The following is a 14,894-nucleotide window of genomic DNA, read 5'->3' as shown; positions in this document are numbered from 1 at the left end:
CCTTCACGGGCACCAAGGCGACCAGCGCATGCGAATCCACGAACTGAAACAACGGCTGCGGGAAGCCGGCGCGGGCCCCAGCCACGAGCAGCGCATCCTGCGGCTGTGGTCCCATGCGCTGCCGCGCAACAGCGGCAGGCGCCTGCCGGCGAGCTTCTTTCCTTCGTCGCTGCTGGCGGCCCTGCCATCGATCGAAGCCGAACTCGCGGGACTGGCGCGCATCCATGCGGTGCATCCCGGCGCCGATGGGTCCGAGCGGCTGCTCGTCGCGCTGGCCGACGGCCAGACGGTGGAGAGCGTGCTGCTGCCGCGCGACGGGCTGTGCGTCTCGTCGCAGGTGGGCTGCGCGGTCGGATGCCGGTTCTGCATGACGGGACGCGACGGGTTGCTGCGCCAGGTGGGCAGCGCCGAGATCATTGCCCAGGTCGCCCTCGCGCGCATGCGCCGGCCGGTGCGCAAGGTGGTGTTCATGGGCATGGGCGAGCCGGCCCACAACCTGGACAACGTGATGGAGGCGATCGAGCTGCTCGGCACGGTGGGCAACATCGGCCACAAGAACCTCGTGTTCTCCACGGTGGGCGACCCGCGCGCGTTCGAGCGGCTGCAGCAGGCGCGCGTCAGGCCTGCGCTGGCGCTCTCCTTGCACACCACCAGGGCCGACCTGCGCAAGAAGCTCCTTCCGCGCGCGCCGAACATGACGCCCGAGGAACTGGTCGGCGCGGGCGAGCGCTACGCCCGGGCCAGCGGCTACCCGATCCAGTACCAGTGGACGCTGCTGGAAGGCGTCAACGACGGGCCGGAGGAAATCGAAGGCATCGTGAGGCTGCTCTGCGGCAAGTTCGGCGTGCTGAACATGATTCCCTTCAACGCCGTGGAAGGCGTGGCCTTCAGCCGCCCCTCGCTGGAGCGCTGCGAGCAGATGGCGCGCACGCTGCACCAGCGCGGCGTCCTGACGAAGCTGCGCCATTCGGCCGGCCAGGATGTCGACGGCGGGTGCGGCCAGCTGCGGGCGCGCGCAGCCGAGGCAAGGGTGGTGCCGATTCGGTTCGCTCAGCTGAGCGAGGCCACCCAATTCCAGACCTGAGCGGGCGCTTCGACCATCACGTTGTGGCCGTGCGGCCCGAGCTCGCGCGCATCGGGGTCGATCTCGCGGGTCTGCGCCATCGTGACCAGCGCGTCGTGCTGCCCTCGGGCGAGATGGACAGGGCAGCGCGCGAGCGCCGCCAGTTCGGGCACCGGCGGCTTGCCCACGGCATGGGCCCGGGGATCCATCGCAAGACGCCAGCCGTCGTCGTCGCGCGCGATGCCCCGCGCAGCGACGGCTGCCGCCGCATCCGCGATTCCGGCAAGGCCGCAGACCTTGAGGTACCTGTCCCACGCTTCTTCTTCCGTGGCGAATTTCCTGGCCGGCTGCGACGCCAGCGCCTCCATGCGGCGCAGCTCTTCGTCGCTCCACGCAAGCTTGATGCCGGCTGCGAACACCCGGTGCGGCGCGACGCCGAACCAGCCCGTGGCCAGCGCGAGCGCAATCACCCCGCCGAGTGAATGCCCGAGCACCACGAGACGGCCCTCGGGATGGAGGTGCGGCAACGCGGCGCGCGCCACGCCGGCGGCGTACTGGCCCATGGCATAGGCGTCCTGCCGGTCGGACCGGCCGTGGCCAGGCAGGTCGAGCACGAGCCAGCGGCCGCGCCAGCAGGCACCGGCCTCGGCGCACATGGGCGACCACACCGCGCCCGTGGCGCCCATGCCGTGCAGCATCAGGAGCAGGTCCGGGCCCTCGCCGCCTTGTTCGATGTACATGTTCATTGCCTCCGTCGCATCTGCGACGGCGCAAGAATACTTGCCCCTGAAGGCTTTGCGTGCGGCGCCGGATACCTTCGGCTACTCGAACGCAATCTCTGCAACAAGTGGCGAGTCGGGCTCCTTGCCCAGCGCATTGGCGAGCGTGCTGCCCTGGCGGAACCAATAGCGGCAGCCGGTTCGAGTGAGCATCGTGACGCACATCAAGCCGTCGGACCGGACCACCCATGTTCCCGAGGCCCTGCCCGGACCGCTCCTGTTGACGAACTCGACACGGCCGTCAGGCCGGAAGATCCAGTGCGACACCATGCCCGTCGACAGGTTCCTCGACTCGATGCTCTTGTCGATGAGCACGCTCTCGATCTCGGCCTTGCCCAGATAGACGCGCTCCTCGGCTGCAGTCACGTGAGCGATCGGCGGGAAGAGCGCCATCGCGCCGAAGAACATCGAGCAGAAGATTCGGACTTGCATGATTCGCTCCATCGAGCGCATAGGTACCCATGCGGCGAACTCCCTGGCCTGTGGCGAATGCCACCCATCCACGATAGGCGAAGCCAGCGGATTCTTCATGATCGAACTGCGAAGATGTGGCGATGATTTCGCGAAGAGAAAAGTCTTCATGACCTTCCGGAGCGAAGCAAACAGGAACAAAATCTCCGAGCGGTTCGCTGTGTTCAATGCCACTGCCGGCAATCTCGAGAGATGCGTTTATGTACGAGCGGCAACCACCAGCCAATGAGCAAGATCTGCCCGCACCTGCAAGCTCGCGGGACCGCGCCGGAGTCGCGGCAGCCGTTCAGTTCGCGGACTTCCAGTTCGATTTCGAACGCGGCCAGCTGCGGCAGGGTGGCACGCTGATACCGCTCAGCCCCAAGCCCGATGCGCTGCTGCGCTTCTTCCTCGCCCATCCCCAGCGCCTCATCAGCAAGACGGAGCTGATGGACAGCCTGTGGCCGGACGTGGTGGTCACGCACGACTCGCTCGTGCATTGCATCGGCGAACTGCGCAGCCGCCTGGGCGATCACGGCGCGACACTGATTGCGACATCTCCGCGGCGCGGCTACATGTTCGACGCCGAAGTCCTGCCCGTGAAATTCGATCGCGCGGATCCGCCCGCGCACCGACCGGAAGCAGCCGCGGCGCCGGTGCAACGCAACGGGTGGCTTGCGGTCGCCGCACCGCTGTGCGTCAGTGCGGTCGGCATTGCGGTGGCGATCTACATGGCTTCGGCGCCACGGCGCGCAAGGCGCGCGCCTCAGCCGGCGAAGGCCGCCTCGGGCAAGCCCCGCGCATCCGGCAGCTGAATGGCGAACAGCGAGCCGGACTGCGGCGCCGTTGCCAGCTGCTCCTCGCTGAGCCGCAGCGATGCGCTCGTGACAAACAGCGTGTCCAGGTTGTCGCCGCCGAAGCAGCAGCTGGTGGGACGCGGAACCGGCACGCGCAGGCGCTGCATGAGCTGGCCTTCCGGCGAGAAGCGCGCGATCTGCCAGGCGTCCCAGAGAGCGACCCACAGGCAGCCCTGGTCGTCGACCGTCAGGCCGTCGGGCTTGCCGTCGGAGGCTGCAATGGTGATCAGCGGGCGCCGGTTGCCAACGGTTCCGCCAGCGAGGTCGAAGTCGTAGCGGTAGATGGTCTGGCGGTACGTGTCGGTGACGTACATGGTCTTGTTGTCGGGGCTCCAGCCAATGCCGTTGGGCACCGTGAAACCGGTGTCGACCTGCTTCCAGCTGCCGTTCGCCTCGATGCAGAACAGGTGGCCCCGGTTGGCCGCCGCGGCCATGTCCATCGAACCGACCCACAGGCGGCCGCGCCGATCGCACTTGCCGTCGTTGTAGCGCACATTGGTGCGGCCCGCCTCAGGGTGGCAGAACGCCGTCAGCCGCCGCGTGGAGAGATCGAGGGCCATGACCCCTCCTGGCGTTGCCACCAGCAGACCACCACTGGCCTTGGGCACGACCAGGCTTGCCATGGTTCCGAGCGGCGTCTCGGTGTCCGCGCCCGTCGCGGCGTCGTAGCGGTGCACCGAGGGCGTGAGGATGTCGACCCAGTAGAGCGCATGGTCGCGAGGCGACCACACCGGTCCTTCGCCCAGCAGCGAACGCACTTCGCTCACGCAGCGCACCTCGACGGGCAAGGTGGTTTCGGGCGGCGCCTGGGTTGCAAGGGACACGGCCTTGCCCGCGGCGCTGTGGGTGATGCTGCGCGAGGCGCCCATCAGCGCGGACGACAGGGCATGGGCGCGCGCGGCGTCCAGCCGGCTCGCATCGGTGGCGATGGCGACGGCGCCGATCGGGCGGCCTTCGTAGTCGAAGATCGGCGCGGCCACCGCCGCGCGATCGGATGCGCGCTCGCCCTGCTCGATGGCATAGCCGCGCGCGCGCACCAGGTCGAATTCGGCATGCAGTTCGGCCGGCGCCACGATCGTGCGCGGCGTGAAGCGCTCGAGATCGAGCGCCTGGACCAGCCGCCGCTGGCCCGAGGGATCGAGGTTCGCCGCAATCGCCTTGCCCGCCGCCGACGCATGCACCGGCAGGCGCTGCCCGACGGCGGAGCGCGCGCCCGGGGCCTCGGCCCCGGGTTCGCTGGCAAGGATGACCACGCAGGTGCCGTCGAGCACCGTGAGCTCCACGGTCTCGCCCAGCGCGTCGCGCAGCCGCGCGAGCTCGTCCTGCGCCGCCACGCGCAGGTCGAACTCGCTCCATACGTCGTGCGCCAGCTCGAGCAGGCGCAGCCCGAGCTGGAAGGTCTTGTCGTAGGCGTTGTGCCGCAGCAGCCCTTCGCGCACCAGCGTCGCCAGGATGCGGTGCAGCGTGGCCTTGGGCAGGTCGCAGGCGCGCAGCAGGTCGGTGAAGGTCATCGGGCTGCGGCGCGCCGAGACGATGTTCAGCAGATGCATCGCCTTCTCCAGCACGCCCAGGCCCGAAGCCGAAGGCTTGGCGGCGTCGGCGGCCTGGTGCTTCGTTTCGGTTGCCGGAGGGTGGGCTGCGCTGTCTCGCCGGGAGACGGCTCCGGTGGTGCGACGTGTCATGAATGCGTGGAGAAGGGTTCCAGAGGCGGAACGTGCGCCGGATTCTAGTTCGGGCCTGCTGCGCGCCAGCCGCCGGCCCGGCTCATTCGAGCCTGATGCCGCGGCTGCGCACCACGTCCGCCCACCGCGCCGTTTCGCTGCGCACATACGCGCGCAGCTGTGCGGGTGTCGACGCTGCCGGGGTGACGCCGAAGCCGGCGAAGCGCTCGCGCACCGCCGGCGTGTCCATGGCTTCGCGCAGCAGCTTTTCGAGCCGCTCCACGCCCGCCGCGGGCACGTTGCGGCCCGCAAAGAGTGCGGCCCAGCCGGCGATGACGAACTCCTCGCCGAGCGAGCGCAGCACCGGCACGCCGGGCAGGTTCGGCAGGGGCTGCGCCGAAGTGACGGCCACCGCGCGCAGGCGGCCGGCCTGGACCAGCGGCAGCGCGACCGGCAGATTCATCACGCCCACGGAGACGGTGCCCGCCGCGACATCGGGGATCAGCACGCTGTCGCCCTTGTAGGGCACCGGCAGCAGGCGCGTGCCGAGCTTGCGGTTGAGCAGCTCGGTGGCCAGGTGCGAGAGCGTGCCGACGCCGCTGTTGCCGGCGCTCAGCTCGCCCGCGCGGCCGCGGGCCACAAGGTCGTCGAGGCTGCGCACGGGCGAGCCGGCGCCCACGGCCAGCACCAGCGGCTGCGTCGAAATCATGCCCACCGGCTGCAGGTCCCGCTGCACGTCGTAGCCCAGGTCGCTGCGCAGTGCCGGCAGGATGGTCATGGTGGTGCTGCCCATCAGCAGCATGTGGTCGTCGCTGCTCGCGGCCACCATCGCGGTGCCGGTGATGCCGCCCGCGCCCGGGCGGTTGTCGACCACCAGCGGCTGGCCGATGCGCGGTGCGATCAGCTCGGCCAGGATGCGCACGGAGCCGTTGCCCGCGCCGCCCGGCGCAAACGGAACGATCACGGTGACGGGCCGCGTGGGCCACGGCGCCTGCGCGCGGGCGGGCACGGGCCAAAGCGACGGCGCCGCCGATGCGGCCAGCAGGCCGAGCAGGGCGCGGCGCGAAAGCGCAAAAGCAGTTGCCGAAGCTCGCATGGCCTGGTCCCGGTTCCGGCGGCTCATTCGGCCTTGATGCCCGCGTCGGCCGCGAGCTTCCTGTAGAAGGCGGCTTCATCGCGCAGGCTCTTCGCGAACTCCGCGGGACTCGAGCCCACGCGCACCACGCCGCGCTCGCGCAGCTGGGCCTCGGTGCCGGGCAGGCGCAGGAACGCCTGGATCTCGGCCGCGAGCTTGTCGACGATGGCCGGCGGCGTGCCGGCCGGTGCCATGACGCCATGCCAGGGATTCATCTCGAAGCCCTTCACGAACTCGGCGATGGGCGGCAGATCGGGCGCGAAGAACACCCGTTGTGCGGTCGAGACGCCAAGCGCACGCAGCTTGCCCGATTGCACCTGCGGCCAGGAGGTGGCGGCCGCATCCATGGCGGCATCGATCTGTCCGCCGAGCAGGTCGGTCAGCATGGGCGCAGAGCCCTTGTAGCCGACATGGACCATCGAGGTGCCGGTTTTCTGCATGAAGAGTTCCATGCCCACGTGCAGCGCCGAGCCCGCGCCGGAAGAGCCGTAGCTGAGCTGCCCCGGGTGCGCCTTGAGGTATGCGAGGAACTCGGGCAGCGTACGCGCCGGCACCTTCTGCGGATTCACCACCAGGATCAACGGCGTGATGCCCACCATCGTGACCGCCGCGAAGTCCTTCACCGGATCGTAGGGGAAGGCCTCGGGCCGCACGGCGGGATTGATGGCGTTGGCCGCGACATTGCCCATGCCGATGGTGTAGCCGTCCGGCGCGGCCTTGGCGACCACCGCCATCCCCACGCTCGAACCGGCGCCGGGCTTGTTGTCGACCACCACGGGCTGGCCCCATCGGGTCTGCAGGTGGGTGGCGATCATGCGCGCCATGGCGTCGGCGGCGCCGCCGGCCGGCACCGGCACGATGAACTTGATCGGCTTGGCCGGATACGCCGCCGGTGCAGGCTGCGCCTGCGCGCTGCCGAAAGCGGGAAGCAGCGCGCAGGCAAGTGCGAGGCGCAGGACGGTTCGCTTGTCTTTGTGGAACATGATCTTTGTCTCCTTGGATTTCCTTCAGGCCGCCGACCAGCGCGCGATCAGCGCCCTTGCGCGGCGAGCCAGTTCGTCGATCGAAATGCCCGGCGTATAGAGGCCGGACCCGATGCCGACCCCCGATGCACCGGCCGCCTTGAAGGACCCGATGTTGTCGACGTTGACGCCGCCGACGCTGAACATCGGCGTCCCCGCAGGAAACACCGCGGTCCATGCCTTCAGTGCCGCAGTCCCCAGCAGCTCGGAGGGAAAGAGCTTGAGCGCGTCGGCGCCCGCCTGAAGGGCCGCAAAGCCCTCGGTGGGGGTGGCCACGCCGGGCATCGAATACACCCCGCGCGCCTTGGTCCGGCGCACGACTTCGGCGTCGAAGTGGGGCGACAACACCAGCTGCGCGCCAGCGTCGACGGCGCGATCGACCTGCGCGGCCGTCAGGACGGTGCCTGCGCCGATCTGCAGGCGGTCACCGAATTCGCGCGCGAGAGACGCGATGCCGGCGAACGCCTGCGGCGAATTCAGCGGCACTTCGATGCAGCGAAGCCCGCAGGCTTCCAGCGCATGCCCCACCTGGAGCACCTCGCCGGGCGCGATGCCGCGCAAGATGGCAATGACCCCGTTCATGCCATGTCCCTGGCAAGCCCGGCCGCGATGGCGACGCGCCACTGCCCTCGCGTGGTCGACCCGTCGCTCGCGCGGCGCGTGTCCACCCCGGCGATGCCGAGCGCGGTTTCGTAGCGGCTGCACAGGTCGTCGTCACCCAGCAAGGTGACGCTGCGCTGCGGGTGCCGCGTGGTCGCGCCCGCGATCTCCAGGCCGATCAGGATGCCCGAGAGATAGTCGGGCAGGCCCTCCGGCTCGATGTCGCCCATGAGCCCCGCGGTGCGCGCCGCGAACACCACGTGCAACGCGTTGCCATGTTGCGCCAGGCCCAGCCTGACGCCGGCATCGAAGGCCTCGGGCCGCGCCGTGCCGAACGCCATGAGCCGGCCGAGGATGCCGTGCTTCGTCAGCAGGCCGTAGAACTCGCCGGTCATGAAGGTCTCGAAGCGGTCGACCTTGCCCTGCTCGCCCAGCCAGGCCCATTTGCTGTGCGTGCCCGGCAGCACGCAGCAGTCGCCGGCCGCAAGGCCGGCGCCCCAGAGCTGGGTTTCCTCGCCGCGCATCACGTCGTGCACACCGTCGATGCCGACGCAACGGATGCCGGGCACGATGTGCAGTACCGCACCGGGCCTGACCTCGACCCGCACCAGCTGCGACGCGGCGGCCGGCAGCCCTGCCGGACAGGCGACGTAGGGCGCCTCCTGCCAGCCTTGGCGGCTGCCGATCATGCCGCTGGCAATCAGGGGCACCGCATGCGTGTCGATCCAGTCGCTGCACAGCGCCAGCAGTGCTTCGGCGAAACGCCGGTCGGGCACGGCCATCACACCGCCGGCTGCGCTGCGGGCCTCGAGGAGGCCGCCATGCGCATCGAGCAGGCTCGCGCGCAGGTTGGAAGTGCCCCAGTCGATGGCGATCAACGACGCCTTCATTGCGAAGCGCCTTTCTTTCTCAGGAACTGCCAGACTTCCGGGGCGGGCTCGATGCCCAGGCCCGGGCCCTCGGGCAGATGGAAGGCCCCGGCGTCGCAGCGCATGGCGGTCTGGACGTACTTCAGGTTGCGGTCGAAGACCGAGTGCTGGTATTCGTGCATCGGCGCATTGGGCAGCGCCGCCGTGGCGTGCAGGCTGGCGGCCTGGTAGATGCCCAGGCCGATGCTGGCGTGCGGGATCACTTTCATGTGAAAGGCATTGGCCATGCGGCCGATCTGCATGAACTGGCTGATGCCGGTGTGCCCCATCTCGGGCTGCACGATCGACATCGCGCGCCGCTCCAGGCGAGGGCGGTATTCGAAGACCGTGCGCCATTCCTCCCCCAGCGCGAGCGGCACGCGCACGCTCGCGCCCACATGGGCCTGGCCCTCGATGTCCTCGGGTTGGCAGGGGGCCTCGACGAAGTAGGGCCTGTAGGGCGCGAGCTGGTCGATGAGCTGCACCGCTTCCTGCGCGCTGAACTTCCAGTGCAGGTCGACCATCAGCCGGACGGCATCGCCCAGGCCCTCGCGCAGCGTTCGCATCTCGGCCACGATGCCGTCGAAGGAGACGGCCGCGTGGTACTTGAAGGCATCGAAGCCCTTGGCGACGAAGCCACGCGCGAGTTCGAGCCGGGCCGCGAGGGTCGGCCCCGGAAGGCCGGACACGTAGGCCGGCACGGTCTCGAGCCGCTGGCCGCCGAGCAGCTTGACCACGGGCTGGCCCAGCAGCTTTCCGAACAGGTCCCACACCGCGATGTCGACCCCTGCGATGGCGTCGACGTAGAAGCCCCCGAAGAAGCCGCGCACGCGCATCAGGTCGTACAGGTCTTCCTGGATCACCACCGCGTCGCGCGGATCACGACCCACGATCACCGGCCCGATCACGTCGTCGATGATGCTCGTGACGGCGTCGGGTGCCACGATGCCGTAGGTCTCGCCCCAGCCGACGGTGCCGTCGTCGGCGGTGATCTTGATCAGCACCGACATGTCGGCCGACGGATAGATCGCGCGATTGCCGCTGCGCACGAGGTAGCCGCGCGCGTTGATCTTCTCGCCGGGCCCCAGAGGCCCGAGGTAGGGCGTGTCGCGCGGCAGCGAGATGATGAAGCTCTCGACCTGCGCGATCTTCGCGAAGCCGGTCATGGCAGCTGGTCCTGCGGCAGCAGCAGGTCCTCGATGTCCGCCAGGAACGCATCGACATCCGCCATGTCGAACGCGTCGAGCAGGGGCCCCGGCATGCGCTGGCGCGTGTCGGCAACGAGGCCGCGCTTCTTGAGCACGTATTTCGTCAGCGACCAGCGAAACACCGCCTGCACGTTCAGCACCGGCAGCATGCGCGTGAAAAGCGTGCGGACCCGATCGGCGTCGCCCTCGCGATGCGCCTTGAAGAGCGCGGTGTGCACCTCCGCCAGCTCGATTGCAGGCATGGTGCCGGCCGCGCCCCGGCGCAGTTCATCCGTGATGTAGCGCCCGCCGGCGCCGCCGAAGACACCCAGCAGATTCGGCGGCGCCTTGTCGCGCAATACCGAGAGACGCTGCCCGCTCGGCAGCGTTTCCTCCTTGACATAGCGGATCGACGGAACGGCCGCCAGGACCTCGAGCACCACCTCCGGGTCCAGCCCCGCGCCCACCGGGGGCGGCACGTTCTGCAGCATGAGCGCGACCCCCTCGGCCGCCTGCGCGACCTCGCTGAAGTAGGCGATCTGCTCGGCAGCACCTTTCCGATCCGGCGGCACCGCCACCATCAGCGCCGCCGCGCCGCGTGCGCTTGCCTGGGCCGCGAGGCGCACGGTCGTCGCGGTGTCGCTGCTCGAAACGCCCGCAATCACCGGCACGCGGCCCGCCACCTCGGACAGCACGGCGTCCAGGAGCGATTGCCGCTCGTCGGGCGCGAGCTGACCCACTTCGCTTGCGACACCCGGGTAGGTCATGCCATCGACGCCGCACCGGATCAGATAGTCGACCAGCCTGCGCAGCGAAGCTGCATCAGGCCGCCCCTGGGCATCGAAGGGGGTGGGAAGCACAGGAAATACACCAGTCAAAGAAGGACGCACGGCCATGAAAGTTCTGCAGTTAGTTCCAATGAATGGAAATTATCTTTCTGGCAGCCTTCAATGCAATTGGGTATTAACCCCTACGCAGCCCCGGTCTGCGGACGCGCACTGCCTCCCGATGTGCCCGCGGCGCGAAGGAAATTTGTCGATCTTTTCCATTTAATGGAAAACTTTGTCGGGCACATAATTGTGTCCTGATGAAACCATCCCGCGTTGCCCTTGGCCGGTGGATCGCAACGCTGTGGCTGGCCCTGCTCCTCGCCGTCCTGCCTGGTGCGGGCGCCACCGAGCCCTCGGCAGCGGATGCAGCAGCGCCGCAGAGCCATGGCGCTGTGCACATCACGCGGGCCGAACTGCTGTCCATTCCAGGCATGGGCTATTCCGCCCCGCCGCGGCGCAGCGAGGATGCCGGGCTGCCAAGCGACGGGTGGCAAGCAGTCAGCCTCCCGCGCACGGCCGGACGGGAACTGGTGCCCACATCCGCGGGCGGCGTGCGCACGGTCACCGATTGGTACCGCATCGATCTGTCCGGGTCGGCGCCCTCGGCGCAGCCGCGCCTTCTCTACCTTCCGCGCTGGAAGACCCTGGGCCGCATTGCGGTGTACGGTGACGGCGTGCTGCTGTATCAATCGCAAGGCAGCGCCGTCCACAACGGCTACAACCATCCACTGCTGCTGCCGCTGAACGCGGCCGCCCACACGCCTTCACCTTCGACCGTGCTGATCCGCGTCGACCGCCTGCGCAGCAGCGGAAGCGGGTTTTCGACGGTGTGGGTGGGCGACCAGGATTCGCTGCGCTGGCGCTACCAGGGCCGCCAATTGCTGCAGGTGCTGCTGCCGTTCATGGGCAGCGCCGCGTTCCTGGCGGTGGGCGCCTTCGCGTTCGCGGTGTGGCTGGTCAAGCGGCGCGAATCGCTCTACCTGCTGTTCTTTGCCATCTCGGCGGCTGCCTTCCTGCGCACGCTGCACTACTTCGTGACCGGCGACCACCTGCTGATGTCGGACGAGTGGTTCGAATGGATCACCGTGGCTTCCCTGCTCTGGCTGATCATCTTCATCCACCTGTTCCTGCAGCGCCTGCATCAACAGCCCTCGCCCTGGCTGACCCGTTCGTCGGTGGGCCTGGCACTGGCGTCGAGCATTGCGACGCTGCCCCATGCGTCCGCGGCGGTGCCCAGTCTCTACCTGTTCACGCCGCTGCTCAACCTGGCCGTGCTGCCCATTGCGATGCTGATCTTCGCGGTGAACCTGCGCAAGGCGCTGCGCTCCAAATTCCCCGAGGGGCGACTGGTGGCGGGCTGGGCCGTGCTGGCGCTGGCCTTCACCTCCTATGACGGGCTGCTGCAGAACAACCTGGTGAGCCCGGAGAGCGTCTACACCTCGCCGTACGCCATCATCAGCCTGTTCTTCATCTTCTCGTACATCATGTTCCAGCGGTACACCGGCGCGTTCGCCGAAGTGGCCCGCCTGAACAAGGGCCTGGCCGAGCGCCTGCGGGCGCGCGAAGCCGAGCTGGAGCAAAGCTACCAGCGGCTGCGCGTGATCGAGAACGAGCAGATGCTCGGTGCCGAGCGCCGGCGCCTGATGCAGGACATGCACGACGGGCTCGGTTCGTCGCTGATCAGTGCGATCCGTTCGGTGGAGCAAGGCGCCATGACCGACACCGAGATCTCCGGCGTGCTCAAGGGCTGCATGGACGACCTCAAGCTGGCCATCGATTCCATGGAGAGCGTGGACGCCGACCTGCTGCTGCTGCTGGCGACCCTGCGCTTTCGCCTGGCGCCGCGCATCGAGAGCGCCGGCCTCGCGCTGCGCTGGGACGTGCAGTCCGTGCCCGCGCTGCCCTGGCTGGACCCGGGCAGCGCGCTGCACATCCTGCGCATCATGCAGGAGTGCGTGGCCAATGTGCTGCGCCACACGCGGGCCACCATCATCCGCTTCAGCACCGCGACCGAGGGCCAGGGCGTCTGCGTGATGATCGAGGACAACGGCTCGGGCTTTGCCGTGGAGGAGGCCCTGCGCCAAAGCGGCCGCGGCCTGCGCAACCAGCAGCGGCGCGCAGGGGCCATCGGTGGCACGGTGCGCTGGGAGTCCGGCAGTGACGGAACGCGCTTCACGCTCTGGCTGCCGCTTCTTCGTTGCTAGGATGGCGCCATGTCCAGCTACACAGTCCAGCAGCTCTCGGCTGACGACGGGGCACTGATGAATGCGCTTCTCGGCGTTTTCGGCGAGGCCTTCGGCGATCCGGATACCTACGGCACCCGCCGCCCTCGCCCCGCCTACCTCCGGCAGTTGCTGGGCAGCGGCTATTTCATTGCGCTGGTGGCGCGCGAGGGATCGCAGGTCATCGGCGGCCTCGCGGCCTACGAGCTGAAGAAGTTCGAGCAGGAGCGCAGCGAGATCTACATCTACGACCTGGCCGTGGCCGCCGAGCACCGGCGCACAGGCGTGGCGACGGCGCTGATCCGCGAGCTCCAGCGCATCGGCGCCGAGCGCGGGGCCTGCGTGATCTTCGTCCAGGCCGATCCACCCGATGCGCCGGCGGTCGCCCTGTACGCGAAGCTCGGCGTGCGCGAAGACGTGCTGCATTTCGACATCCCGGTGCCGACGGCGCAGGCGTCCTGAGATCCAGTGGCTCTCACACGCGACAACTGGCCCGACCGGGCAGCCGTCCAGGCCTCGCTGGCAGCCCGCTTCACGCTGCCACCCCTGCCCGCGCCGGTCCAGGACTGGTTCGCGTGGTGCCGCCGCATGGGGACCCAATCTCTCGTGCTGAAGGAACCGGGCTGGCGCGAGGATTCGGAGGGCGTGCTCACCGGTTCGGGCGCTGTCGACGTGCCCAGCCTCATGGCAGAAATGGAAGGCTACCGTTTCATCCTGAACCAGAAAGCCAGCACGCCCGAACATCTGGTGTGGAGCGACGCCGTGGATGCGGGCCAGTGGCAGGCGCACTGGGTGGTCCTGCAGAACGCGGATGGCGACCCCTTGATCGGCGACATCAGCCAGCCCGAAGTGCCGGTGCTGTGGGACTGGCACGGGAGCGGGCGCTGGTCGCCGCAGCCGCTGTTCCCGAATCTCCAGATGCTGATGGAGCGCATCGAGGTGCATGCGCCGCCTTCGCTGCCGAGCGACGATTCGCCGACGGTCTTCCGCACGGTGCATCTGACGGACCTGGGCAGCGAGCCCTTGCGGGTCCTGACGGCGCTCAAGTCGCATCCGCACTACAGGCATCTCGCGGGTGCAAGCCTGCTGAAGCTCAAGCATCAGCTGCCGCTGAAGCTGCTCGACGACAGCGTCAGCCTGGCCCTGAAGGACGACCTTGTCCACCGCTTCGAGGCGCTGGGCGCCCGAGTGGAAGTGACCGAGCGAATCCACCGACGCGCCGACGGGAATGCGCAGCACCTGGCGCCGTCGGACTGACGCCCGGTGCCCTCACCCGGCCGCGGAAGCCGCCACGCGGTCCAGCGCGTCCATCGCATCGTCCGGCAACTCCAGCTTCGCCGCGGCCAGGTTCTCGCGCAGGTGCCCGACCGAGGAGGTGCCGGGAATCAGCAGGATGTTGGGCGAGCGGCGCAGCAGCCAGGCGAGCGCCACCTGCATCGGCGTGGCACCGAGGCGCTGCGCCACGCCGGAGAGCCCGGAAGACTGCAACGGGGTGAAGCCGCCGAGCGGGAAGAACGGAACGTAGGGAATGCCGTCGCGTGCCAGCTCGTCGATCAGCGCGTCGTCGCTGCGGTGCACGAGGTTGTACTGGTTCTGGACGCAGGCGATGCGGCAGATGCGGCGGCCTTCGGCCACCTGCGCGGGCGTCGCGTTGCTCAGGCCGACATGGCGCACGAGCCCCTGGCGCTGCAGATCGGCCAGCGCCGCGAGCGGTGCCTCGATCGATCCCTCGGCCGGGCCGTGCACGTCGAACATGAGCCGCAGGTTCACGAGCTCCAGCACGTCCAGGCCGAGGTTGCGCAGGTTGTCGTGCACCGCCTGCGCGAGCTCCTCGGGCGAGAACGCCGGCAGCCAGCCGCCGGTGTCGCTGCGGCGCGCGCCGATCTTGGTGACGATGGCAAGGTCCTTCGGGTACGGCGCGAGCGCCTCGCGGATGACCTGGTTGGTGACGTGCGGGCCGTAGAAGTCGCTGGTGTCGATGTGGTCGACGCCATTCGCGACCGCTTCGCGCAGCACGGCCACGGCCGCCTCGCGGTCCCTGGGCGGGCCGAACACGCCGGGGCCGGCGAGCTGCATGGCGCCGTAGCCGAGCCGATGGACGGTGCGGTCGCCGAGGATGTAGGTGCTGGGGGTTTGCGTGCTGGACATGGTGTCTTTCCTGAGGTGCTGGAGTGATGGAG

At 69.0% G+C, this 14,894-nt stretch carries 16 protein-coding genes; 6 read left to right on the top strand and 10 right to left on the bottom strand.

Features of this window, described 5'->3' with window-relative positions; translation table 11 throughout:
• The first annotated feature begins 28 nt into the window (after nucleotides 1-28).
• A complete protein-coding gene (locus IB278_RS23985; RefSeq protein ID WP_192325914.1) occupies nucleotides 29-1,084 on the top strand; it encodes an RNA methyltransferase in 1,056 nt (351 codons plus the stop codon).
• Here the strand turns inward: IB278_RS23985 and IB278_RS23980 are convergent.
• Together IB278_RS23980 and IB278_RS23975 are read right to left on the bottom strand one after the other, a co-directional pair.
• On the bottom strand, nucleotides 1,051-1,803 hold the full coding sequence (locus tag IB278_RS23980) for an alpha/beta fold hydrolase (RefSeq protein WP_192325912.1): 753 nt from the start codon (nucleotides 1,801-1,803) through the stop codon (nucleotides 1,051-1,053). The genes IB278_RS23985 and IB278_RS23980 overlap by 34 nt on opposite strands.
• An 81-nt stretch (nucleotides 1,804-1,884) precedes the next feature.
• The gene (locus IB278_RS23975; protein WP_192325910.1) at nucleotides 1,885-2,274 is read right to left on the bottom strand and encodes a hypothetical protein; all 390 of its coding nucleotides are present in this window, start codon (nucleotides 2,272-2,274) and stop codon (nucleotides 1,885-1,887) included.
• On the opposite strand from IB278_RS23975, the gene IB278_RS23970 reads away from it, so the two are divergent.
• The gene (locus tag IB278_RS23970; RefSeq protein WP_192325908.1) at nucleotides 2,273-2,542 is read left to right on the top strand and encodes a hypothetical protein; all 270 of its coding nucleotides are present in this window, start codon (nucleotides 2,273-2,275) and stop codon (nucleotides 2,540-2,542) included. The genes IB278_RS23975 and IB278_RS23970 overlap by 2 nt on opposite strands.
• Nucleotides 2,514-3,107, top strand: a complete 594-nt coding sequence (locus tag IB278_RS23965) for a winged helix-turn-helix domain-containing protein (protein WP_192325906.1) — start codon at nucleotides 2,514-2,516, stop codon at nucleotides 3,105-3,107. The genes IB278_RS23970 and IB278_RS23965 overlap by 29 nt, the downstream gene beginning before the upstream one ends.
• On the opposite strand, the gene IB278_RS23960 is transcribed toward IB278_RS23965, so the two are convergent.
• The 7 genes from IB278_RS23960 to IB278_RS23930 all read right to left on the bottom strand — a co-directional run bounded on the left by IB278_RS23960 (nucleotide 3,059) and on the right by IB278_RS23930 (nucleotide 10,558).
• Nucleotides 3,059-4,831, bottom strand: coding sequence for an SMP-30/gluconolactonase/LRE family protein (locus IB278_RS23960; protein ID WP_225613122.1), 1,773 nt, complete (start codon nucleotides 4,829-4,831; stop codon nucleotides 3,059-3,061). The genes IB278_RS23965 and IB278_RS23960 overlap by 49 nt on opposite strands.
• Nucleotides 4,832-4,913: 82 nt before the next feature.
• A complete protein-coding gene (locus IB278_RS23955) occupies nucleotides 4,914-5,906 on the bottom strand; it encodes a Bug family tripartite tricarboxylate transporter substrate binding protein (RefSeq protein ID WP_192325904.1) in 993 nt (330 codons plus the stop codon).
• Nucleotides 5,907-5,929: 23 nt separating this feature from the next.
• Nucleotides 5,930-6,928, bottom strand: coding sequence for a Bug family tripartite tricarboxylate transporter substrate binding protein (locus IB278_RS23950; RefSeq protein ID WP_225613121.1), 999 nt, complete (start codon nucleotides 6,926-6,928; stop codon nucleotides 5,930-5,932).
• A 24-nt stretch (nucleotides 6,929-6,952) separates the two neighbouring features.
• Nucleotides 6,953-7,549, bottom strand: a complete 597-nt coding sequence (locus IB278_RS23945) for a 2-dehydro-3-deoxy-6-phosphogalactonate aldolase (protein ID WP_192325902.1) — start codon at nucleotides 7,547-7,549, stop codon at nucleotides 6,953-6,955.
• Nucleotides 7,546-8,457 carry a 2-dehydro-3-deoxygalactonokinase gene (locus IB278_RS23940; RefSeq protein ID WP_192325900.1) on the bottom strand — a complete coding sequence of 304 codons (912 nt, stop codon included), beginning with the start codon at nucleotides 8,455-8,457 and terminating at the stop codon, nucleotides 7,546-7,548. Before IB278_RS23940 ends, IB278_RS23945 begins: the two co-directional genes overlap by 4 nt.
• A complete protein-coding gene (locus IB278_RS23935; RefSeq protein WP_192325898.1) occupies nucleotides 8,454-9,641 on the bottom strand; it encodes a mandelate racemase/muconate lactonizing enzyme family protein in 1,188 nt (395 codons plus the stop codon). The genes IB278_RS23940 and IB278_RS23935 overlap by 4 nt, the downstream gene beginning before the upstream one ends.
• On the bottom strand, nucleotides 9,638-10,558 hold the full coding sequence (locus tag IB278_RS23930) for a dihydrodipicolinate synthase family protein (protein WP_192325896.1): 921 nt from the start codon (nucleotides 10,556-10,558) through the stop codon (nucleotides 9,638-9,640). The genes IB278_RS23935 and IB278_RS23930 overlap by 4 nt, the downstream gene beginning before the upstream one ends.
• Nucleotides 10,559-10,749: 191 nt before the next feature.
• Here IB278_RS23930 and IB278_RS23925 point away from each other — a divergent pair, with 191 nt between their 5' ends.
• Genes IB278_RS23925 through IB278_RS23915 form a run of 3 tightly spaced genes read left to right on the top strand, consistent with a single transcriptional unit; the run spans nucleotide 10,750 to nucleotide 13,971 of the window.
• The gene (locus IB278_RS23925) at nucleotides 10,750-12,696 is read left to right on the top strand and encodes an ATP-binding protein (RefSeq protein ID WP_192325894.1); all 1,947 of its coding nucleotides are present in this window, start codon (nucleotides 10,750-10,752) and stop codon (nucleotides 12,694-12,696) included.
• A 9-nt stretch (nucleotides 12,697-12,705) separates the two neighbouring features.
• Nucleotides 12,706-13,176 carry an AAC(3)-I family aminoglycoside N-acetyltransferase gene (locus IB278_RS23920; protein WP_192325892.1) on the top strand — a complete coding sequence of 157 codons (471 nt, stop codon included), beginning with the start codon at nucleotides 12,706-12,708 and terminating at the stop codon, nucleotides 13,174-13,176.
• A 6-nt stretch (nucleotides 13,177-13,182) separates the two neighbouring features.
• A complete protein-coding gene (locus tag IB278_RS23915) occupies nucleotides 13,183-13,971 on the top strand; it encodes a hypothetical protein (protein WP_192325890.1) in 789 nt (262 codons plus the stop codon).
• A gap of 12 nt (nucleotides 13,972-13,983) precedes the next feature.
• Here the strand turns inward: IB278_RS23915 and IB278_RS23910 are convergent, their stop codons facing one another.
• Complete coding sequence (locus IB278_RS23910) at nucleotides 13,984-14,862, bottom strand: aldo/keto reductase family oxidoreductase (protein ID WP_192325888.1); 879 nt, start codon at nucleotides 14,860-14,862, stop codon at nucleotides 13,984-13,986.
• Nucleotides 14,863-14,894 lie beyond the last annotated feature (32 nt).

The sequence above is a fragment of the Variovorax sp. VRV01 genome, assembly GCF_014852545.1.
GTDB lineage: Bacteria > Pseudomonadota > Gammaproteobacteria > Burkholderiales > Burkholderiaceae_C > Variovorax > Variovorax beijingensis_A.
The sequence above is the reverse complement of the archived record's forward strand: the minus strand, read 5'-3'. Positions and strand labels throughout refer to the sequence as shown.